This is a genomic window from Mesorhizobium oxytropidicola, assembly GCF_056174625.1.
On the sequence record NZ_JBWBWK010000003.1, the window covers coordinates 358,478 to 378,877 of the forward strand.

Here is a 20,400-nt window from a genome sequence, read left to right on the forward strand (position 1 = left end):
GCTGCTGCCCCATTGAATTCGTCCACCCACGGTGATCCAGGCCGGCGTATAGAGCTTCGCCCTTCGCCTCGGTCTCCGGGATCTCGACGCAACGACGGTCAGGTCGCGGAGCCTTGCTGGTGATGGGAAAAAGCAGAGGCCGTGTGCGACCACCTTGCCTGCGACGATTACCATCACACAAGTCGGCTGAGCCTTTCGGCCAAGGTGACGCCTTCCGAAACATTCGGCATCACTGCCCGCCACTGGTGCAAGCGGCCGGTCCGCCTAGGGTTCATTGTGGCCACGGTTCTTGCCTCAACGTGCCTGCGCCATTCCGCCGGTTGTCGGCGACCCGCAAGCCGGGGTATATGCCAGGCAGGGATGTACTTATGTTTGAACGGATACTGCCTTTTTTCCTGGGGCTGGCTTTGCTGTTGGGCAGCGGCTGCGCACGCAGCGATGATGGTACGGTGATTATTCCAAGACCGCTGGATGCTAGGCGATTCTTTGACAAAGAGCCGCCTCGCCTGCAACAGCCACAGATCCAAGCCAGCGTGTTTCCGGTAGCGCCACTGGAGCCGGAAAGGTTCGAACCGCGCCGTACGGCAACTCACAAGACATCAAGGAGACGCATGTCGCGGGTCGCTAGTCCTCCGCTCTCCTCTTCCGGGCCGCACAAGCCGCTTGTCTGCAAGAACGTCAGCGCGTCCGGCAAGCGGTACCGTATGGTTTGCGAATAGCCCACTTGGTTGACCACCGTTCTACCCTCGGAGCGTCGCGTCGCCTTTCGGAGGCTATTGCCGGCGAGCCCTTCTCGCGAAACGCTTGGCTACCGATCAGAGCAGTTTTTGGAAGAAGAGTCCGCGCTCTGTCGCGATCGCAACTGCATGCGTCAAGCTTTTGGCGCCCAGCTTGGCCCGTGCCAGATCAAGATGAAATCGAACTGTGCGAGGGGACAGAGACAATATCTCCGCAGTCCTCTTGACCTTCTCTCCCCTCGCGTACCACTTCAGACATTCGATCTCTCTATCAGAACAGGCCGTCTGATTGAGGGGCCTTCCTTGGATTCGACTGATAGCATTGTGAAATTCGCCTGCGAGATGCTGGAAGTCACGAACCTCGGATTTGAGAAACGCCTGCCACACCGCTGCGCTATCGTTGCTCGTCACGCTCAGAATGCCGCGGTCGCCGTCGACACCCCTAACCGGGATCGTGACGCCATGCTTCCCGACCCCATGTTCCCTCGCTTCACCGAAGAACGTGCGCACGGCCTTGGCCGATAGGTCGATCTCCTTCCAATCAACCAACGTCACAGCACGCAGTCCATGGGGAAGCACGGGATCAATGTCGAAAAACCTCTTGTCGATATAGCGTTTCACCCAGTCAGGCGAATATGTGGTCACACAGAATGGCTGACTCGGTTCCTCGTAAACCGGCCTGACGGCAAGGAAGGCGGCCGTCTCTAGGCCGTAGGCTTTGACAATGGTCTTCAAAAGCTCCGTTGCGTCCGCAGGAGAGGCAACTGCCCTAATTCGCTCAGTTATGCCATGAAAATCAGTCACAGATTGCGCCATCTCCAGCCATACCTCCTTGTCATCGACGTGCAGCTATCCAAGCCATTCCGGCGGTCATCCAATTAAGGTTGCTCCACGCGAAATTCCGGCGCCTCACGACGTGTCAAAAGTGACAGGCGAAACCGCCAGTATACATAGACTGCAACCCGCATTATTCCAGATTGACCACAACCCGGCGTGGAGGAAACGCGTTGGATACGATTGTACTTTCGTCTAACGATGTGGCTCGGCAGACTAACTCCACACGTGCCAACCGCCGTGCATCAAATCAGCGTTCCGCGACGGATGACCACGAGATTTGCCGCCTGTGCTCGGAGCTGGAACAATTAGACGCGGATCGGGAAGCTCTTTTGCTTTCTTTCCTCCGCCTGCGCCGGGCAACCCTGCGCAGAGCAGGCAGTTTTTCACAAAGCTGAACTCGATTACGGCTCGCTATTTCGCGCTCGAACAGCAGATTCAGAAGGCTCGCAGCGACATCAGGCAAGGCCGCCCACGAAGCCGCTGAATTCGTCCAGTCGGATGCCGCTGCAACAGCTGCGGCATAGCGCGAATTCAGAGTATCGATTGCCTGACAGGCATTTCCCAGTGCCGGCGATCACGGATCGCGACAGGACCGTTCAAGCTTTGCGCCTGCGCCGTAGTGTCGGATCGTGCCAACCAGGCGCTCGTCGTTCATTTCCGCGTGTGGGTTGCGCCATAAAAATTCAGCTCCGCAGCGTCGAAGTGTTCGACAATCCGTCAACCTTGGCGGTAGGTCGATCGTGGTCGAGTTACCCGGCGATCGTCTGCGCGTATGTGAAAACCGAATGCGCCGCCCTCACCAACACACCCATTTGCAGCTCTTTCGCTCAGGTCCTCCTGGACCGCTGAAGCCAGACGGCGAACGGGACCGACCTAGTGGCCGGAGGCGACAAGCCGTGTGAGGCGACAAGGGTTCGAACGTTTTCGGCAATCGAAAGTGGCGTTCGCAATCCTGATGCTGCGCAAATACGGCACGCCCTGCCGCGCGTGGCAGTTCCAGCCGTGCTTGAGCTCCGCGATTGCCCATTCACCTATGAAAACGCTCGTCGCCTTTTCCAGCGTACCGGCCGCAACATTGCCAGCTATATCAATCCGCTTGTCGCCCAACTGACGACGGGGCTGCGCCCTGCCGAGCAGGGCAGCGCAGCATGCGGTCGTGGCCTCAGCCCTGGCCGAAATCACAAAAATCAGACCGCCCGCGCCCAGCTCGACACCGTGGATCCGACCCCGGCGCATCCGGCGCCGGACCGGGGCACGAGCGCCTCCCCCACCGTCCGGATTTTGAGCCCGAGACACTTGCACAGCGATTTGTGAGATAGTTTACTGATCCAATGAATCTTGAGAGAAGTTAGTCATGGGAACCAGCGGCCAACTTTTGCTTCCTGGAAATGTCGGTCGGGAACCGCGCCAGGTCGGCAAGACAGTCAAGCTCAGTGTCGCCACCCACCGGTCATGGCTCGACGACGAGGGCCAAAGAAAATCAGTCAGCGATTGGATGACGGTCACCTTCTTCGAGGGAAAGATGGCGGATTTCGTGCCGCGCCAGATTCACAAAGGCGACAAGGTGCTCGTCCAGGCGCGCGTGTCGGAAAGCATGCATCAGAAGGGCGGCGTCATCCACTCCACCACGGAGGTGATCGCCGAAGGCATCGATCTGTGCGCTCACGCCAGCCCGAGACCCGATCAGTGAAGCCGGCGCGTAAAACCATTGGCGCTGCTCTTGCGATCGCGGCGACATCTTGCGGCCTCGCCCTGACAATGCCGCCAGTCGCCCCAGCGCAGGTCCCCACGTTGGACACCGCCACGGCGCCCGGCGTCTATACCCCGGGCGACCACGCAGCGAGCAATCCGATGCGCGTCGTGGTCCTCTCGCCCACGACGTTCCAGGATGTCGAAACCAAACAAAAATACCGGCTCTACGGCGTTGACGCCTGCGACCTGGGCCAGACCGCGAGGCTCGGAAAGCAGACATGGCCATGTGGCGTTGTCGCCATGGCATGGCTCGTGAACGCCACCTTGGATAAATGGGTTGTCTGCTCGCCGATCCGGAAAGACGAGGCTGTCATCGTCGCGCGTTGCGCAACCGGCGAAATGGCCGACGTCGCAGGCGAAATGCTGAAAGCCGGTATAGCCATCACCCTCCCCGACGATCCCGATCGTCGCATCCCCATCTACGCCCAACTCGAGCGTGAGGCTCGCAAATCCTATTGCGGTATTTGGGCCAGCGCCTTCCAGATGCCTTGGCTGTACCGGAAATCCTCGCCAAATCCATGACCCCGGAGCACGACATGCGTCCCTTTCGCCATATCCTTCCCGTCGTCGCATCCGCGGCGTTGCTCGCCGGCTGCGCCGGGCGTTCGCTGGATGCTTCACATTCTGCCTTGGCCAGCCCCGTTGCGGTCACAGACCCCTATTGGAAGCCGGGTTGGGTCAGCCGCAGCCGGCAGGAATATGCCCCCGACTGGGGCCGCTTCCCGCCGATCGTGACCCGGCTCACCGGCTACCCAACAGAAGCCCAGGCGAACAACGCTTTGCGCCGCTCGCGTTGGAGCACCGTGCCTGTGCGCTCGCTCACGAAGGAAGGCATAAAGACGATCTCCGTCCCTGCAGAAGCCCCGGACATGATTGCTGCAGGCGTCCGCGTCTTTGCCTGCCGGCCAGGAGCGCTCAACGGCTATTCCGGCCGCGTGCAATATTACAACGGCCCCGTCGTCGCCTGCGCTTGCGACCTCCTGTCGGACGATGGCCGCGTGCTGGCCCGAGTACCCCTCAATTTCTACTCCTGGCGGAAGGCTTGGCACGTCCAAGACCCAAGACCGTCCTACAAGTCCGTGCCGTGGACTTATCAGGAACCTTCGCCCCCTAAGAGCAAGGGTTTGTTCGGCGACCGCTATTAAGCGGCGCCGTCACACTCCAATGGTCGAGACGAACATACGGCGGAACGATCCCTGTCGCAAAACCAAAGCTTTCGCGACTGGCGTCTGCGACGCTACGGATGTGTCGTCACGCAGCTTGCCGATTTACTACCACGTCTCCCTCGCTGTCGACCGATGACCGCTCGGCAATGCTCTCGCCGAGCCTATTTTTTCCCAGGCGGTCGCGGACAAATTCAAGCAGCTACACGCAATTCACAATTTCCGGTCCTGCTCTTCTGGCTGGTGCTCGCTTCGGACGAACACATCCAGCACTTGCGCTATATCGACCCCTGACGAGGATGCATCGCGTACCATCCCCCTCGATATCGCCGGGCGCATGGCTCCAATGACGCAGCATGCCCCGACGAGCGCTGCCACGGCATCGCCGTCGTTCTCCGTCAATAGTTGCTCCGCCAGCGCTCTCACCCCTCGCGGAATCTGATCCACATCTACACCACCAAGCGACCATTGACGATTTTCTTCCGTCACGGCGACACCTCCCGTACTGTTCGATTTGACCATCGGCGACCGAGCTGGTGGAGCGGAGCTCCCATGACCGCCGTTAGCACATGAGACATCCCGATCGCCGTCGCGATCGAGAGCGTTGCGGTCGCCGGGGTACCCAGGAAATGGCCAAGCGACCAGTTGCACAGCGCCAGCACCGGCAGGTGGATCAGGTAGAGGGCATAGGAGATGCCTCCTAGTCGGCGCAGCATCCGCCCAGGCCAAGTCACGGAACCGCCCCGCAGGGTCGCCCTTGCCACGATCCATCCGCACATCAACGCCAGCAAGGCAGTCGCCACGCCATGCGTCGCCGGCGGCAAGATCGCCAACATGAAGGCCGCGACCGACATCCAGAACGCCGCTTCCATGTTGCCGATCACCCGCAGGTGTTTCGCCAGACGCGGCCATGCACTTGTCCCCATGATTGCTCCGATCGCCAGCCCGACCGCGACTGCATCGATACGAAACGTCCAAAGCGTCCCGCCCCATGGCCGCAGCGTGAACACCCCGACCACGAGGACGAGCCCGGCCAGCGCGACAAGCGCACGCCGGGGTGGCAGGAACACCAGGAGCGGAGCCAGCAGATAGAATTGCACCTCGGCGGCGACCGACCAGAATGGCGCGAACGCAAAGGCGTTCCCGCATCCTGCGGCGCCCCCGAAACAGGGCGCCCAATGCGCATTCGAGATGAAGGCGAATGCCGCCTTCGCGTCTGCAGGCTCAACGCCGCTTCCCGGGATGATCAACCCGATCGAGAGGATGGCGCCGACGCACCAGGCCAGCGGCACGATCCGCATGGCACGCCTGACATAGAAGGCGGAGGCCGCCTCGAGCGCACCGCGCTCGAGGCGCAGGCTTCGCAATGAGCGTTCCACCACCAGGCCGGAAATCACAAAGAACAGGTCAACCCCGACGCTCCACGCCGGCGCAAACAGCAGAGCGGCGGCCGTCCCGCCTTCTCCGAAGACCGGCCCGACATGCGACAGCACCACCAGCCCGATCGCCAGGCCTCGCAATTCATCCAGCCCCGATAAGCGAGCTTCTTGTTCCATTCAAATATCACGCTCGACAATCACTAAGACATTGATTTAATCATAGGGCATAACAGCGAGGCAAGGAATGCACGAACGCCTGACATTTGTCGCAGTCGCGGCTGCCCTTACATTGTCGCCTCACGCTTCGGCTCAGTCGCTCACGCATGATCCGAACGCCTGGCGGGCCGTCGCCTATGCCGATCTCGAGCTCCCGAACTCGGAAGCTGTGCCCTACGCCTCCCTATGGGCCGACCGACTGAAGAAGAACAACGACGCCTACGTGGCCAAGGGCGATACGCGCTTTGCGGTCGCCAACGCGCCGGCTTCCGAGAGTCACATCGTCGTTCGCAGCCCGACCAAAACCGTCGTCCTCTCGGTCCTGCACACGCTCACCGGCTGCTCGCCGATCCGCACCGATCCTGTCGGCAATGCCACACTGAAACGATGCCCCATGCGCATGGCGATCTATCAGAATGGCCGATCCACGGTCGCTGACGCCGGCTCCGGCTGTTTCATCGAATATGGCGCGCAACCGAACAACGTTCGCCCCGACCTCGCTCGGAATGGTGCGATGGGTGCATATGATGTTCAGGCCAAAACCATTCGCTCCGGCATCGTATTCCAAGGTGAAATCGCCCAGGAATGCCAATTCCGGGTCCCTGTCCCGCAACCCTAGAGGAAGCAGCCCATGCCGTTGTGTTTTCGGCAACCAACCTCGATATCCCGAAGGAGCGCAACCATGATCGACATGGAAAACCTGACCTTGTTCAGGACACCAGCCTGCCACCGGCCATCGCCAGCGGATCAATGCTTCCCTGACGGCGCGCGATGCGTGGTCTTGACCGCGGCTCCTGGCGGCGGCCACGGCGGTGTGAAGCTCAGGAGGTTTACCATGTCCACGCTTGCCGCCCTCGCGATTATCCCCATGTCTGCCATCTCCGCACACGCATGGGAGCCTCTTGGCTACCAGTCGCTTAGGACCGCAGACGCGCAGCCGGCCATGCAGACCGCTTGGTCCGATATCATCGCCTCGAATACCGCCTATTGGCGTGACGAGTTGCACAGAACCATTCCGGCCGGGCAGATACCGCCACTCGATATCCTGTCGAAGCCCATCAAAGTCGGATCGCATACCTTCATCGTCTCAATCGCCTCGACCCGCAAATGCGAGACCGGCGCAAACAACGTCGGCTCTTCCATCGAGCCTGACCTATGCGAGGCGCGCATCATCGATCCAGACAGCGGCAAAGTCGTTGCACGCGCGGAAGCCTGCTACGTCGACCTGTCCGATGACGATCGACCCCAGGCCAATCGTGACGATCGAACCGAAATCGACGTCAAAGCAAACGCCAAAGAGATCCGTTTTCGTTCCTTCGTCGGCGGCACGAATTGGTCTCGATGCACAACCAGCGTCAAGCTTCCGTGAGGCACGATCCTATGCATCGTCTCTATTCCAAACTCAGCCGCGTCCTTGCCGCCGGCCTTCTAGTCTGCAATTCGGTGGCGGCAGCATATGCAGCCGGCGCACAATATTGCGAGCGCACCGACTACTCCGCACAGGACATCACCGATGCCGTGAAGAATCGTCCCTGCACGACGAGCTGAAAACCACATCGTGCAGCCTTGGCGGCCTCGGTCGCTTCGAATCCGGCGGCAACAAAGGCGTCTACAATGGCTCTTGCTGCACCGGCATTTTCCAGCTGAACAACACCAACATCAAAAACTACGCAGGCATGTCGCGTTCCGAGTTTGGCTGCCAATCCCTCCAGTTTCAGGTCGACACCTGGGCCAAGCTTACAAACGACGGCTATAACTCCGCGCCCGTCAAGCAGCTCATCCAGATGGGGACCTTCGACGGTCAGAAGGTCGATGCCTCATTTATTGCGGCCTGTATTCAATTGGGGACTGGCAATTGCCAGCAGATGGTTCGCTCAGGCCGCTGTAGCGGATTCTCCGATATCAACGGGACAACGATCTGCGATATGGCGAAGAACGCACGCTCTATGGCCGACGCCAGCTGCCAAGAAGGTGACACCGCCGCGTGCCTGGGGCCGGGGGATTTCAATACAGCAGGTGACACAAAACTCGCTTCATCCGCTCCCGGTCCCGCCGGCAGCGACATCAACGTTGCCCCTGGTCAGGTGTGACGCCGTCTCCCCATTGAGGGCCGTGCCGTCGGCCCGCCGCCTTCAATGGGAGAGATTGCGCGACGAGAGCTTTACAAATCCCCGTTTCAGATGGCTTGCCAGCTCCTGGCGCACATCATCAGGCCATTGCTCCATCACAACGCAGTTCACTTCGGCCGCAACCAGCGACCAGTACAGCAGATCCGCGTATCGTCCTTCGAACAAAGCCGCCACGATGAACTGTCCGATCACCAACGTGATCGCCTCGGGCTTGCCTTTCTTCCGCAGAAATTCCGAAACCTCTTCCACCCATGGTTTCGGCTGGCAATCGACAAACGCCGCCGTTTCCTTATAGAGCGCATTGTCTCCTGCGACTTGCCAGATATTCGCTTGCATGGTGAACCCTCCAGCAAAATGATGCCTTTGCATCGACGCTGGCGGATTTTCTGACGCGAGTCAAAGAAATATAAAATATATTTTCTGCCTATCGTAGCAAATGAATCTACGCTGGTCGTTTAGCAGTTTCTACTTTTCTTGTATGCTACTGGCTTGTCCTGCGTCCCTTTTTGGCCGGAGGCAGCCGCTTCTTCTCGGAGGTTGCCCCAGCGGGGCTGGCTGCCTCTTTCAAAGAAGGTACACCACTGAACTCCGTCATCGAGCGCTTCACAGCACGCGTGGCCTCAATATGCCGCGCAATCTCGTTGAAGTTGAAGCCGAACGTCTCGATGTCCCGCTTCACGCCGTCGTCGTCACCAGTCCGACCAATGAGCGTCCACACCGGAACCTTCAGGTGCCGTGCCAGCCGCTCCAGGGTGACGAATGTCGGGTTCCCCTTCCCCGTCCGCAACTGGTAGAGCGTGCCGCGCGATAGCCCCGTAGCGTCGGCAAAACTCGCATAGTCCGGGTACTCGTTCTCGATTTGGCGAAGTCGCAGCGCGAGCAGGATCGAAAGCCAACCATCGCTGTCTTCTGTCTTGTTTTTAAATATCGGCACGGTTGCACTCCTGCTTATCGGTCGGAACATGACGGCCATTTTTTGTAAAATGTCTAGTGCTCAGGCTGTTAGCCGAAACGATGACACATTGCCCCATTTAAGTGTCGCGGCATCCTCCCCATACCTCCCTCAAAGTGAGGCGTATAGCCTTTTTGGCCGCCGCAAATCATTCCAGAGCACGATAGCATTTCGATCTGCATGCCCTGTTGAAAATGAATAATTAAATGATCCAGTTTGGATGGCCTAGTCATCCGACTTATGAATTTGTCGTGCAACACCTCATCCGGAGGGACAACCCTGATCTCTGCCCCTGCGGCGGGCAGGCCCTGCAATCGTTGCCCCATACCATCTCAAATGACCTGGTTCAGATTGACCAGAAGCGAAACCTCGACGCCGGTGTTCAAGAGCGTGGATGACTTCCCGGCTACGCAACGATGTTAGGCGGCTGCGCAGCTCACGATTCTTACTGCCGATTACGCTCAAGACGGGCTCCAAGGCTTGGCCCCGCGGAGTCGGCGAGGATCCAATCTCTATCCCTGTTCGAGATGGAAACGACGCCGGGTAATACGCCGCAGTCTAAAGCCGGTACCGCCAAAAACGGCACATGCACCCAGCCGTCGAAAAACGCTTGATCCATGAGGGCCATCCATTGATCATTATAATGACGATCAATTTGTGATATTATAATGATCGACATCGAAATAGGAGGCTCTCTGTCCATGTTCATGAGGTTCGCGTTCGCAATTTTCGCCGGCGGCGTGCTCGCTTTCTTCGCCCTGCCCGATCAGGAGGCCGGCCTTCGCATGCTCAGCTTTTCCACTGCTTTCTTGATCCTGTCCCTCGCCGCCGTCTGTGTCATCGCGTTTCTGACGCGCAAACTCGGACGTTATCGTCTTCGCCCGTCGTTACAGCCGTCGCGCTGTGATGACGATCCTCCTTTGCATGACGCTGGAAAGTTAGAGCGGTCCGCATGGTCGACATCCGGCGTCAACCCCAAGGATCCGAACCTCATCTGGCAGTACCGCCTCAACGATCGGCGCCTTGGCCGCTTCAAACTCTAACAGTCCCAACACGCCAGCAACCGCTCAATCACGCACACAGACCGTCCGCCTGTTTCATCAGGTCTGCGATCTGCCTGATACGGTAACGCAAATGATTAGACGCCTTTGCGCAAGGCGACGTCCCGAGTTCCAAAAGGCTTCGTGCGCCGAGTACCACTGCCAGCTCATCGTCAACGACCACTGGCGCCTGGCAATCGAGGAAGGCCGCTACTTCGTGCATCTTGGCCAAGAGGATTTGCAGACCGTCAACCTGTTGGCGATACGGGCCGACGGGTTGAGGGAGACCGGTAATTTCTCTGGGGTCGAATACAGGTTGTTAGGCCCGCGTAGTCCATGAGCGTCGCTTTGTTCGAAGGGAAAGCGATGGCGGTGGAATGGACGGCCCCTCTGACGCGGCGACGACCCAGGCTTAACCACGTCAATCCATGGGAAGCATCGTTGATGCCCAATGGGTTGAATGAGATATCGGTTCAATGATTTAATCATAAGGTACACGATCTAAAGTCGGATGGCATCCTTATGAGTGACTTTGCTATTCTGGGTCGCACGGTTGGCCCACAGCATCCGGAAATTCAGACGCTCTTGCGTCAGGCGCGGGACAAGCAGGCCCGTGTCTTGTGTTTGTGTCGCCATCCCGGAGTGCCGATGTACATTGCCGCTGTCGGCGAGGAATTGATCGTCAAGCGCATGCCGAACACCGGCAAGGACCATGCGGTAGACTGTGATCGCTATGAACTGCCCCTTGCCCTGTCGGGAAAGGCGGAGGTCCTGGGTCAAGCGATCATTGAGGATCCTGCATCGGAGGCCGCGCGGCTGAAGCTGGCCTTTGCACTGACACAAGGCAAGGCGCGGCAGGGGTCATCCGGCGAGGGGACTTCGCACCACACCGTGAAAGCCGATCCGAAGAAGCTCACGCTGCGAGGCTTGCTTGACTATCTCTGGGAAGAGGCGGAACTGACATTAATGGCGCCCGGCTTTGCGGGAAAAAGAAATTGGGGGTTGATCCGGAAATTTCTTTGGGGCGCGGCCGATGCAAAGTCGAGCCAGAAGTTCCAGTTGCGCGAGCTGCTGTTTATGCCGGCAATGTACTCGCCTGAACACAAGGATCGCCTGGCAGCGGATCGGGAGCGGGCTTTCGCGGCGGCAGCTAAGGCGAAGCACAAGAAGATCGTGATCGGAATTGTGAAATCGCTGGATCCCGCCCGGTTTGGTGGCAAGCTGTCGATCAAGCATATGCCCGACGCGCCGCTCTTCCTGGATGAGAAAATGTTCAATGCAGTGCCGAAGCGCTTTGCAGCTGAATTAGACCTGTGGCGACTGCACGAAAATTCGCACCTGATCACCATCGCAACGGTCATGCAGATGCCGTCCGGCATTCTGTCGATCGACGAAATCGGCTTTATGAACGTGACGGAAAATTGGATTCCGTTTCAGCACAACGACGAAAAGGAATTGATCGAGGTCCTGACCGGGGAGCATCGGCGGTTTGTGAAAACGTTGCGCTACAACGTGCTGCCGGCGGTGCCGATGGCGTTCGGTCTTCTGACCGACGTTGACCAACAGGGAACCGCGCTTTTTGTCGTACCGCACGATGCCAAGGAGGCGGTACGGGCGGAATTCGACCATCTGATTTCAAGCTGCGAGCTCGAGACCTGGCGCTGGGACGCAAGCGGCCCCCGGCCGGCGCTACCGGGCAAACAGCAGCGGCTTTCGGCTCCGCCTGGCAGGCAGGCTTTGGAATATCGACCGAACACGTGAAAAGCGGAAGTGATGCGAGGCGGCGCAGTAATTGGACCCAGCAAAGAAATAGATAGGGCAGGCTGAGCCTAGGGGCTTGCGCCTGGCGCCGGCGTTTGCGCTGGAAGCGATCGTTGATCGGGGCCGTGACCAGGGAGTGCGAAAAGGAGAAAGCGATGCTGAAGAAATTCGACATGGATCCGGGAACGGGCATTGTCATCGCAACAGTCCTCATTTTGGTGCTGTCCGGCGCCCGGCTTTTGAACCAGTGGGACAGTCTATCGTTTTGGCGAGAGCCGGGGCTGATCGCGGCTATTGTTCTCGGATTGATTTCGGCGATTGCGCTTGCCGTCGCGTTCGTGGTCCGGCGATGGCCTCAGCAGAATGTACAGTATGATCCAACGCGCCGGGGACCGGTTATCGATTTGCAGGCGGATTCGAAGACTGACCAGCCTGGTTAGATGCGTTTCGGATATCGCGGAGGATGATGGCATTCGGATCGGGCACGTCAGCAAACTGCCACAGGCCAAGGTGCTGCTTTTTAGCGACCTCCTGCGCGACGATATAGGGAGCATGGACCGGAGCGCCGTTCGGAGTGACGGCCGCGAACGCCCAGCCGGTCGAGATCAGCGCCGTGCCGAGATCGATGCGAGAACCGGCCGCGGAACCTGAAGTAGGCTGCGCGACGCAAACGACGAAGCGCGTTTTGGTCGCGGCCTGCCAAGCGGCCGTGTAGCATTGAGGTTTGAGATCCCGGATGAGAGAGACGAGCATTGCAAGGCTTGCCTCCCCGCAATCGACATGCCCCCCTGCGCTATTTGTGAAATATGTGCGTCGCAGGCAGGCTTGAACGCCGTAGAGACGGTGGGTCTCACCAGCATAGGTCCAGGTGTCGCCGGTGCTGAACGATGCCGTGGCGGGGATCGGAAACCAGGGATCGGATTTGTCCTCGGCCAGTGCCGGAACACTGGCGAGGACGGCCGCGAGAATTCCGGCGGCGGCGAAGCCAGGTTTCATTATTGATACCTGCTCAGATTGAACCAGAACCGTTGTTTGCCGTCGGTCGTTGTGAGATCGAGATAGTTTGGCTCCGTCCTCTGCTCGCGCCGCGTCACGGCCGATGTTGGACGCGCACCGTAACCCGAACCTCTCGGTTTCGTGTCCCAAGAGGCATTCGTTGCATTCCGCGCAGCACAGAAAGCGCCGTTATTGTCGGGCTTGTAGACAGTTTGTGAGCGAGAGCTGTTGTCGCTCCCGCTCGATTCCGTCTCGGGCGAGACGGCGATCGTGCCGTCTGGGCAGGGTTTGAATTTCTCATATCCGATACGACCGGAACTGCCGGCCTCGGGGCACTGGGGCCAGGGCTCCCCATGCGCAACCATACGGAAAGCGCGCTCGACCGGAGGCACACATTCCCCGACGCTCGCCCAACCCTGCGGGTTGAGGATGCACAGCAAGACCTTGCAGCCAAAATCATCAGCATGGGCCGGCGCCGGGGACAGAGCCGCCAAGGTCGGCAAAAACGCCACAAAGGGAAGAACCTTGCTCATTTTCATTGTGTCTGCCTCAATTTCGCGATTGCAGTTCATCGATTCATTGTATTAATTCAGCATTCCCGAATCGGCAACGGCGCAGGATTATTTTAATGATTCGATCCCGCAAAACGGTACTTGCAGCGGGTGCGATCCTGGTGACGTGCCAAGCGGCGTCTGCACAGGAAGCTTCGCAGAAATTCCAGGACCGAGTTACGGCACCTGCCACGCGCAGCGTTAATGCTGCCGTCGACGTGAATGGCCGGGTGATGCCGGCCTACCAGGTTGAAAGCCAGGACGTGCAGCGGATCGGTGCGGCGGGAGGTGCTGACCGCGCGGCCGCTACGGTGACATCGACCTTGGCTGACAACCCATGCCCCGGCGTCGCTGCCCTGTCGAAGGACGAAGGACAGCGGATCGTCGAAGCGGTCGCGCGCCAGCAAGGCTTTGCCCCGCCCCTCGTCCTCGCGGTTGCCCGGGCCGAAAGCCGCTTCAATTCCGGCGCGGTATCGCCCAAAGGGGCCTATGGCCTGATGCAGCTTCTGCCGTCCACGGCGGTAAGCTACGGTGTCAATATCTGCGATCCCGCGGATAATGTGAAAGGCGGGATCGGCTTTCTGCGAGATCTGCATCGCAAATTTCCGAACCCGATATACATGCTCGCCGCCTACAATGCCGGCGAGGTCGCGGTTCTAAAATATAAGGGCGTGCCGCCCTACCCCGAGACGGTTGGCTACGTCGCCAACGTCATCAACGATTTCTACCAATGGCCATCGGTCGGGTCTGAGGCAGTGATGCCCGCCGGGGCGGTGAGCCTTGACCTGGCCGGCGTTCAACCGGCTGCGGCCGGCGCAGCGGATCAACGAAATGATCCGACATCCCGCACCAACTCCCGCAATGGCAGCACCACGACGTCTCGCGAAGCGACGGCGCCGGTCTGGCAAGGCGGGATGGTGCAAAACTTTGACTGAGGAGAAGCTTTGATGACCTTGTGGAAGATGTTTGCTGCACGCAGCACTGGTGTGGCGATGCCGCTCATGCTCTTGGCAACGCAGGCGATGGCTGGGGGCGGAAATCTCCAGCCGGTGCAAAGCACGCTGCAGACGTTGGTGCAGACCCTGACCGGGCCGATCGCGACGGCTTTGGCGGTTCTGTTCTGCATTTTCATGGGCTTCATGGCCTGGGCGGCACGCCTGTCATGGTCTGTGGCCGGCAGCTGGGTCCTGGGTATCGTGCTGGTCTTCGGCTCGGCCCAGATCGTCGAATTCTTTCAATCCGCGGTCGGCAGGTGATCGGCATGGCAGACGGCCGGATCGATCCTGGCGAGCCCAGATTGTTGATCACTCCTCTCGTCAAGGGCTTGACCCGAGCGCCGACGGTGCTCGGCATCCCCTACGAGCTAGCGGGGTTCATTGGCGTGTTGACCGCTGTCGTGTTCCTCGCAACCCATAATCTAATCATGCTCTGTATCTGCGTGCCGCTCTATGCGGTTGCCAGGATCGCGATCATGCGCGATCCCATGTTCATCGAGATCATGTTCATCCGTTCACGAAAGATGCCGCCCCGGAGCGCCAGCTTCTGGGGCGCGCGCAGTTACCGGGTGTGACGTGGCGATCGCACGGGCTCTTCGCGATGAACTGAGTTTCGGGGCCGTATCTCGTCGGGAGAACCCGGTTCGGCCCATATACCCTACTCGCGGCATGTGTCCGACGAGGTGATCAAGACGCAGGACGGCATGTTGATGTCCTTCGTTCACATGAGCGGGCTATGCTTCGAGACGATCGATATCGCCGAGATCAATTCGCGCCTGCTCGGTCGCAACGATCTCATTCGGGGGTTGGCGAATTCCCGCTATGCGATCTACTCGCATATCCTGCGCCGCGAGGTGAAGCCGGCGATCGAGTCAAGCTTCGAGAATAAGTTCTGCCAAGAGCTGGATCAGCGCTATACGGCGACCCTGCGCACCCAGCGCATGTTTGTGAACGACATCTACCTGACGATCGTGCGGCGCGAACTGCAGGGAACCGTCGGGACAGCGGATCTTGTGATCCGCAAGCTTTTGGGACGCAGGGCGGCGGACGGTCGCTCTTCGAGCGAGGAGCGGTCGCTGATCGAACTCACGGATGTGTTGAAAGCCGTCCGAGAGAGCCTGCAGGCGTATGGCGCGCGGGTTCTGAGCGTCGTCAAGCGCAATGACGTTTGGCATTCCGAGCCGCTGGAATTCCTGGTGCAGCTTGTCAATGGCGGGTTTCCGCGGCCGATGGCACTGCCGCGCATGAAGCTTGCGGAGGCGCTGGCGACCAAGCGGCTATTCTTCGGCCCGAATGCGCTGGAAATTCGCGGGGCGTTTCCTGGCGAAACGCGATACGGCGCCATCATTTCGGTAGGCGAGTACCCTTCCATTACGGGACCGGGGATGCTCAACCCAATGCTGAGGGTGCCGCACGAATTCATCGTGACGCAATCCTTCGCCATCATCGATAAGCCCCAGGCGCTGACCCAGATGGAGCGGGTCGGGCGCAAGATCGACATGTCGGATGAGGCCGGCTCGATCGTCGCCGATCAACTCGGCGAAGCGCGCGATGAGCTTTTATCTTCGGAAGCGCTCTATGGTTTGCATCATCTCACGGTGCTGTGCCTTGGGAAAACCATGGACGACGTGGCGCGCTGCGTGACCGACGTCGGCACCGCGCTGACGGAGGTGTCCGCCCTGTGGGTTCGCGAGGACCTCAATTGTGAACCAGCGTTCTGGGCCACCCTGCCCGGCAATTTCGCCTATGTGGCGCGCAAGTCGATGATCTCATCGAAGAACATGGCGGGCTTCTCGGCCTTCCATAACTATCCGAGCGGCCGGGCTGGTGGGGTGCATTGGGGAACGCCGATAAGCGTGCTCGAGACGACGTCGCAAACGGCCTACTTCTTCAACTTCCATGTTCGAGATCTCGGCAACTTCACTCTGAACGGTCCCTCGGGCTCCGGCAAGACGGTGCTGCTCGGCTTTCTCGCGGCACAGGCGCAGCGCATCACGCCGCGCCCCAAGTTGGTCATGATCGACAAGGACCGCGGCCTGGATATCTTCGTGCGGTCGCTTGGCGGCCGCTATGAGGTTCTGAAGGCCGGGGAGCCTTCCGGCTTCAATCCGTTGCGCCTGCCCGATACGCCGCGCAACCGGGATTTTCTCTTCCAGCTTTTCAGCTTCATGCTGCGTCGATCCGACGGACACGCCCACTCGACGCGCGAGGAGCAAGTCATTCGCAACGCGATCGCCCAGGTGGCGAGCGCGTCGCCGGAAGGCCGAACCATGGAGGAGTTCGCGGAGCTGTTGCGTGGTGCGATGCGCGCCGGCGATGACGATCTCTATTCGCGCCTTCAGCCATGGATGAGGCCCGATCAGCGCGGTTGGTTGTTCAACAACGCCGAAGATTCGTTTTCGATGTCGTCCATTTTTGGCTTCGACATGACGAGCGTGTTGAGCGACGCAACGACCAGCACGGCGGCCTTGCTCTATATCTTCCATCGCATCGAGGAGCTGCTTGACGGGCAACCGGTCATGATCTTCCTCGATGAAGGCTGGAAGCTCCTGGACAATGATATTTTCAGCTACTTCATCAAGGACAAGCTGAAAACCATTCGAAAATTGAATGGCATCATTGGCTTCGGCACACAGTCTGCGGCCGATATAGTGAAATCGTCGATCGCCAACACGCTGATCGAACAGACGCCGACCAATATCTTTTCCCCAACCCGAAGGCGGATGAGGAGTCGCACAGGGCGTTCGGGCTGTCCGAGCGCGAGATCAAATGGATCCGCGAAACCCCGCCGGAAGCCCGCAAATTCCTGATCAAGCATGACCAGGACAGCGTCATTGCGCGCCTCAATCTGGGCGCGATGCCTGACGCGATCAAGATCCTCTCCGGTCGAATTGAGACGGTCCAGGAGCTCGACGCGCTGCGCGCGCGGGTCGGCGACGATCCGCAGGTTTGGTTGCCAATCTTTCTTGGGAGGGACCCGGAATGAATGCCATCGTTGGCGCGACGGCCGCCGTTGTGATGATTTTCGCCGGATCGATGGCGATGGCGGCCGTGCCGGTTTCTGACAGCTCTATTCTGTCGCAGCGAAGCGAGGACAAGGCCGACAAGGTTCAGATCAAGCTGATCCAGGAGGACACGAAGTCCGCGACGCAGGGCGTCAAATGCTCGGTGACGACCCCCAAAAAGGCGCAGAACGTGACGAGCCCCAAGGCTTCGCTTGATCCCGCGAGTGGCCGGGCCTCCCTGGAACAGGCCAATCCCGACATCAATGGCTCAACGGCGTTCGCTTCGACAGGAACGGGATCAAGCGCTGTCGGCGGCAACGCCAGCGAACGAAGTCTTCTGGACAGCACCGGCCAGGTAGTCGGCGGCATGAATGACAGCATGTCGACCGTGGGTCCCAACAAGCAGGTCTTCGAGACCATGGGCCAGGATATCGGGACCGACAAAACGGCCATGGAAGCCTTCGACCGCAACAGCGCAATCCGAGCCCAAGGCGGACTGACCTTCAACGAGGTGATCCAGGCAACTGGGTTCTTCGCCCAAGCTTTCAACGTGCGAAACATCGGCACGGCCACACTGACAAGCCGGGGATCCTCCGGCCTGGTGGTGCCCGATCCCCCGCCCGCGCCGCCTGGCCCGGGCGGCTCGACGAGCTGTCCCGGAGGGACGAGCGGCGGCACGGCCGCCAACACGTGCTGCCCCTCGACGGACAGCGCATGCCCGGTGCCGCGCACGACCGACACGGTTGAAAACGTGTCGCCCATGCTTTCGCAAATCCAACGGGACGCGAACAGCGCTCCCGTGACCATGACGACCGACGAACTGATGTCGGCCGTCAAGCAATATCAGGCTCAATAGGAGAAAACGCTATGCGTGGAATTCCGTTAACAGCGGTACTCTTGCTTGGCTTTGGCGGCATCGCCATTGCCCAGGTGCCTACGATCGACGAGGCCAATCTGGAACAGGCTCGGCAGATTGCATCGGCAACGAGCGAGATCCTCAGCACCGACCGCAACATCATGAACTATACGCAAGCGACGCTGCAGGCCGTCACGGGCGACCGGTCGGGCGAGGCTGGTCAGCTCGCGCAGATCGCCTTGGGCAATGGCGGCTTCTCCATGGGAAGCGCACCTTCGCTTGGTAGCGTGATCTCGGGCGGCTCATTGTCGTTTGCCGGCCTCGGCAACGGATCGCAGGGAATGGTTTCAAACCTGATCAACGGCCTGCAGCTGGTGAAAACCATTTCGGGTCTGATCAATGGTCAGACGACGCAGATGGATAAGAACTACAGCGCCCTGGTGAACGTCGCGGCCACGGTCACCGGGCTGGTGGACTCCTCGCAAAATGGGGTGAAGACCCGTTCCAGCGCTTTTCAGTCGGGCGCTCAGAGGATCGGCACGGCGCAGGACATAAAGGGCTCGATCGATCAGAACAGCCAGATAATGGTGCAAACCGGTCTGACCGTGAACGAACTGATCGGCGCGGTGAACACCGCCACGGCGGCCGCCAACCAGGAAAACATCGATCGTATGAACCTGATCACCCAGGCCACGCGGGGGCTCGAATACAAGTCCGGCCAATGACGGTGCGCTTGCTTCTATCAGTGGCCGCCCTCATTGGCGCTCTCGTGACCTCGGGGTGCGGCCACAAGCCACTCAAGGCTCCATGCTCGCGCGACGAGGGACCGATGCAGCCGATGGCGTTTGCGGCGCCCGAACCAAGAACAGAAGCGAAGAAGTCATTCGAGTGCGGTCCGATGAAGGCACTCAATAGCGATCCATCGCTGTTTACAGGCGGGACGGCGAACAAATGAATTTCAATATCACGACGCTTCTGCAACAGGTCGACAAGTTCGGCAATAACTACGTATCGCAAGCCTACCAGAACCTCGCGTCGGCCCTGACCGGCGGGGGACAGGTGGGTGTCGCCGGCCTGATGCTGACGCTGTACGTGATATTCTGGGCCATCAGCATCTGGCAGGGAACCTCGACGGGATCGGGAAAAGAGATGGTCTGGCGCCTGTTTCGCGCCTTCGTCATCTACGCTCTGGCGACCAGCTGGGGGGACTTTCAAACATATGCGTATTCGTTCGCCAATGACACACCTTCCGCGATCGGGAACAGCCTTCTCACGAGTGTTTCGGCCAATGTGACCGGGACATCAGCCGGGCTGAACTCCGTCAACTCCGTGCAGACGGCCCTGCAGAATATCTGGGATTCGCTCGCCAACTCCACGTCCGCCTTTATCAAGAGCCTTGGGGTGTTGAACTTCGGCGGCTACGTGCTGGCGGCGATCATCCTTGTCGTTGGCGCGCTGCTCATCGGTTATGCGATCTTCCTCATCATCCTGTCGAAGATCTTTCTTTGGCTTTTGCTGGCGCTCGCCCCAGTGTTCATCATTCTCATGCTGTTCGGCTACACAACCCGGTTCTTCGCCGGCTGGATAACCGCGATCGTGCAGTACATGTGTGTGCAGATTCTGGTCTACGCTTTCTGCGCCTTCTTCATCTCGATCACCCAGACCTATTTCGACGCGGTCAACCGGTCGAACGGTGCTGCGACGACGACCTTGACCGAAGCCGCGCCGCTGATCCTGATCTGCCTCGTCGGCGTGCTGCTGCTGTCGCAAATCACCAACGTTGCCGCCTCGCTAGCGGGCGGAATTGGTATTGGAACGCCTTCGTTTGGGCGCTTCTACGGCGGCGCCTTCGCGGCGATGGGCCAAGCCGGTCAGCGCAGGCTGATGGGACGCTTGGGCTGGAGCACGCGGCCGGAACGCCTGGCGGGTCGCGAGCGGGCGCGCGTCAGCCTCGCACAAAGAAGGTACGAGGATTCAGCGGAATATGCGCGGCTTTCCCGAAAGCTGACGGATCCCGCATAGTCTTGGGGC

The 20,400-nt window shown here is 59.7% G+C and carries 25 protein-coding genes and 1 pseudogene; 19 read left to right on the top strand and 7 right to left on the bottom strand.

Annotated features, from left to right (window positions below; translation table 11 throughout):
- Nucleotides 1-815: 815 nt before the first annotated feature.
- Nucleotides 816-1,553 carry a helix-turn-helix transcriptional regulator gene (locus AC0V8S_RS41170; RefSeq protein ID WP_475439299.1) on the bottom strand — a complete coding sequence of 246 codons (738 nt, stop codon included), beginning with the start codon at nucleotides 1,551-1,553 and terminating at the stop codon, nucleotides 816-818.
- 1,023 nt (nucleotides 1,554-2,576) lie between these two features.
- Between AC0V8S_RS41170 and AC0V8S_RS41175 the strand changes: the two genes are divergently transcribed.
- The 4 genes from AC0V8S_RS41175 to AC0V8S_RS41190 all read left to right on the top strand — a co-directional run bounded on the left by AC0V8S_RS41175 (nucleotide 2,577) and on the right by AC0V8S_RS41190 (nucleotide 4,471).
- The gene (locus AC0V8S_RS41175) at nucleotides 2,577-2,888 is read left to right on the top strand and encodes a hypothetical protein (RefSeq protein WP_475439300.1); all 312 of its coding nucleotides are present in this window, start codon (nucleotides 2,577-2,579) and stop codon (nucleotides 2,886-2,888) included.
- Between the two features lie 40 nt (nucleotides 2,889-2,928).
- Nucleotides 2,929-3,264, top strand: a complete 336-nt coding sequence (locus AC0V8S_RS41180; RefSeq protein ID WP_475439301.1) for a single-stranded DNA-binding protein — start codon at nucleotides 2,929-2,931, stop codon at nucleotides 3,262-3,264.
- Between the two features lie 101 nt (nucleotides 3,265-3,365).
- Nucleotides 3,366-3,848: a thermonuclease family protein gene (locus AC0V8S_RS41185; protein ID WP_475439302.1), complete on the top strand. Its 483-nt coding sequence runs from the start codon at nucleotides 3,366-3,368 to the stop codon at nucleotides 3,846-3,848.
- Complete coding sequence (locus AC0V8S_RS41190; RefSeq protein WP_475439303.1) at nucleotides 3,815-4,471, top strand: hypothetical protein; 657 nt, start codon at nucleotides 3,815-3,817, stop codon at nucleotides 4,469-4,471. The genes AC0V8S_RS41185 and AC0V8S_RS41190 overlap by 34 nt, the downstream gene beginning before the upstream one ends.
- Before the next feature lie 231 nt (nucleotides 4,472-4,702).
- Here AC0V8S_RS41190 and AC0V8S_RS41195 read toward each other — a convergent pair whose 3' ends face one another.
- Nucleotides 4,703-4,978, bottom strand: a complete 276-nt coding sequence (locus AC0V8S_RS41195) for a hypothetical protein (protein WP_258598058.1) — start codon at nucleotides 4,976-4,978, stop codon at nucleotides 4,703-4,705.
- Nucleotides 4,975-5,985, bottom strand: a complete 1,011-nt coding sequence (locus AC0V8S_RS41200) for an acyltransferase family protein (RefSeq protein WP_475439304.1) — start codon at nucleotides 5,983-5,985, stop codon at nucleotides 4,975-4,977. Before AC0V8S_RS41200 ends, AC0V8S_RS41195 begins: the two co-directional genes overlap by 4 nt.
- Before the next feature lie 127 nt (nucleotides 5,986-6,112).
- On the opposite strand from AC0V8S_RS41200, the gene AC0V8S_RS41205 reads away from it, so the two are divergent.
- The 3 genes from AC0V8S_RS41205 to AC0V8S_RS41215 all read left to right on the top strand — a co-directional run bounded on the left by AC0V8S_RS41205 (nucleotide 6,113) and on the right by AC0V8S_RS41215 (nucleotide 8,174).
- Nucleotides 6,113-6,703, top strand: coding sequence for a hypothetical protein (locus tag AC0V8S_RS41205; protein ID WP_475439305.1), 591 nt, complete (start codon nucleotides 6,113-6,115; stop codon nucleotides 6,701-6,703).
- A 63-nt stretch (nucleotides 6,704-6,766) separates the two neighbouring features.
- Complete coding sequence (locus tag AC0V8S_RS41210; protein ID WP_475439306.1) at nucleotides 6,767-7,453, top strand: hypothetical protein; 687 nt, start codon at nucleotides 6,767-6,769, stop codon at nucleotides 7,451-7,453.
- Between the two features lie 106 nt (nucleotides 7,454-7,559).
- Entirely contained in the window at nucleotides 7,560-8,174 is a 615-nt protein-coding gene (locus AC0V8S_RS41215; RefSeq protein WP_475439307.1) for a hypothetical protein, read from the top strand.
- 42 nt (nucleotides 8,175-8,216) lie between these two features.
- Here AC0V8S_RS41215 and AC0V8S_RS41220 read toward each other — a convergent pair whose 3' ends face one another.
- On the bottom strand, nucleotides 8,217-8,549 hold the full coding sequence (locus AC0V8S_RS41220; protein WP_475439308.1) for a hypothetical protein: 333 nt from the start codon (nucleotides 8,547-8,549) through the stop codon (nucleotides 8,217-8,219).
- Nucleotides 8,550-8,694: 145 nt separating this feature from the next.
- Nucleotides 8,695-9,147, bottom strand: a complete 453-nt coding sequence (locus tag AC0V8S_RS41225) for a helix-turn-helix domain-containing protein (RefSeq protein ID WP_475439309.1) — start codon at nucleotides 9,145-9,147, stop codon at nucleotides 8,695-8,697.
- Between the two features lie 686 nt (nucleotides 9,148-9,833).
- On the opposite strand from AC0V8S_RS41225, the gene AC0V8S_RS41230 reads away from it, so the two are divergent.
- The 4 genes and pseudogenes from AC0V8S_RS41230 to AC0V8S_RS41245 all read left to right on the top strand — a co-directional run bounded on the left by AC0V8S_RS41230 (nucleotide 9,834) and on the right by AC0V8S_RS41245 (nucleotide 12,406).
- Nucleotides 9,834-10,208 (top strand): hypothetical protein, encoded by a 375-nt coding sequence (locus AC0V8S_RS41230; RefSeq protein ID WP_475439310.1) that lies wholly within the window; start codon nucleotides 9,834-9,836, stop codon nucleotides 10,206-10,208.
- Nucleotides 10,209-10,326: 118 nt separating this feature from the next.
- A pseudogene (locus AC0V8S_RS41235) lies at nucleotides 10,327-10,488 on the top strand (thiamine phosphate synthase); the annotation flags it as partial.
- 239 nt (nucleotides 10,489-10,727) lie between these two features.
- Complete coding sequence (locus AC0V8S_RS41240; protein ID WP_475439311.1) at nucleotides 10,728-11,966, top strand: DUF1173 family protein; 1,239 nt, start codon at nucleotides 10,728-10,730, stop codon at nucleotides 11,964-11,966.
- Between the two features lie 155 nt (nucleotides 11,967-12,121).
- Nucleotides 12,122-12,406: a hypothetical protein gene (locus tag AC0V8S_RS41245; protein WP_156394383.1), complete on the top strand. Its 285-nt coding sequence runs from the start codon at nucleotides 12,122-12,124 to the stop codon at nucleotides 12,404-12,406.
- Here AC0V8S_RS41245 and AC0V8S_RS41250 read toward each other — a convergent pair.
- Nucleotides 12,363-12,962: a thermonuclease family protein gene (locus AC0V8S_RS41250; protein ID WP_475439312.1), complete on the bottom strand. Its 600-nt coding sequence runs from the start codon at nucleotides 12,960-12,962 to the stop codon at nucleotides 12,363-12,365. The two genes, AC0V8S_RS41245 and AC0V8S_RS41250, sit on opposite strands and share 44 nt — an antisense overlap.
- On the bottom strand, nucleotides 12,962-13,501 hold the full coding sequence (locus tag AC0V8S_RS41255) for a hypothetical protein (RefSeq protein WP_475439313.1): 540 nt from the start codon (nucleotides 13,499-13,501) through the stop codon (nucleotides 12,962-12,964). The genes AC0V8S_RS41250 and AC0V8S_RS41255 overlap by 1 nt, the downstream gene beginning before the upstream one ends.
- 89 nt (nucleotides 13,502-13,590) lie before the next feature.
- Here AC0V8S_RS41255 and AC0V8S_RS41260 point away from each other — a divergent pair, with 89 nt between their 5' ends.
- From AC0V8S_RS41260 to AC0V8S_RS41295, 8 genes are all read left to right on the top strand, one after another.
- Complete coding sequence (locus AC0V8S_RS41260) at nucleotides 13,591-14,448, top strand: lytic transglycosylase domain-containing protein (RefSeq protein ID WP_475439314.1); 858 nt, start codon at nucleotides 13,591-13,593, stop codon at nucleotides 14,446-14,448.
- A gap of 12 nt (nucleotides 14,449-14,460) precedes the next feature.
- Complete coding sequence (locus AC0V8S_RS41265; protein ID WP_475439315.1) at nucleotides 14,461-14,769, top strand: TrbC/VirB2 family type IV secretion system protein; 309 nt, start codon at nucleotides 14,461-14,463, stop codon at nucleotides 14,767-14,769.
- A 5-nt stretch (nucleotides 14,770-14,774) separates the two neighbouring features.
- Complete coding sequence (locus tag AC0V8S_RS41270) at nucleotides 14,775-15,083, top strand: VirB3 family type IV secretion system protein (protein WP_040583984.1); 309 nt, start codon at nucleotides 14,775-14,777, stop codon at nucleotides 15,081-15,083.
- Between the two features lie 108 nt (nucleotides 15,084-15,191).
- Nucleotides 15,192-17,318 (top strand): VirB4 family type IV secretion/conjugal transfer ATPase, encoded by a 2,127-nt coding sequence (locus tag AC0V8S_RS41275; protein ID WP_475439316.1) that lies wholly within the window; start codon nucleotides 15,192-15,194, stop codon nucleotides 17,316-17,318.
- A 47-nt stretch (nucleotides 17,319-17,365) separates the two neighbouring features.
- The gene (locus AC0V8S_RS41280) at nucleotides 17,366-17,494 is read left to right on the top strand and encodes a hypothetical protein (protein WP_475439317.1); all 129 of its coding nucleotides are present in this window, start codon (nucleotides 17,366-17,368) and stop codon (nucleotides 17,492-17,494) included.
- Nucleotides 17,491-18,369, top strand: a complete 879-nt coding sequence (locus AC0V8S_RS41285; RefSeq protein ID WP_475439318.1) for a hypothetical protein — start codon at nucleotides 17,491-17,493, stop codon at nucleotides 18,367-18,369. Before AC0V8S_RS41280 ends, AC0V8S_RS41285 begins: the two co-directional genes overlap by 4 nt.
- Nucleotides 18,370-18,380: 11 nt before the next feature.
- On the top strand, nucleotides 18,381-19,094 hold the full coding sequence (locus tag AC0V8S_RS41290) for a type IV secretion system protein (protein WP_263804979.1): 714 nt from the start codon (nucleotides 18,381-18,383) through the stop codon (nucleotides 19,092-19,094).
- A 226-nt stretch (nucleotides 19,095-19,320) separates the two neighbouring features.
- Nucleotides 19,321-20,391, top strand: coding sequence for a TrbL/VirB6 family protein (locus AC0V8S_RS41295; protein ID WP_475439319.1), 1,071 nt, complete (start codon nucleotides 19,321-19,323; stop codon nucleotides 20,389-20,391).
- Nucleotides 20,392-20,400: the final 9 nt, after the last annotated feature.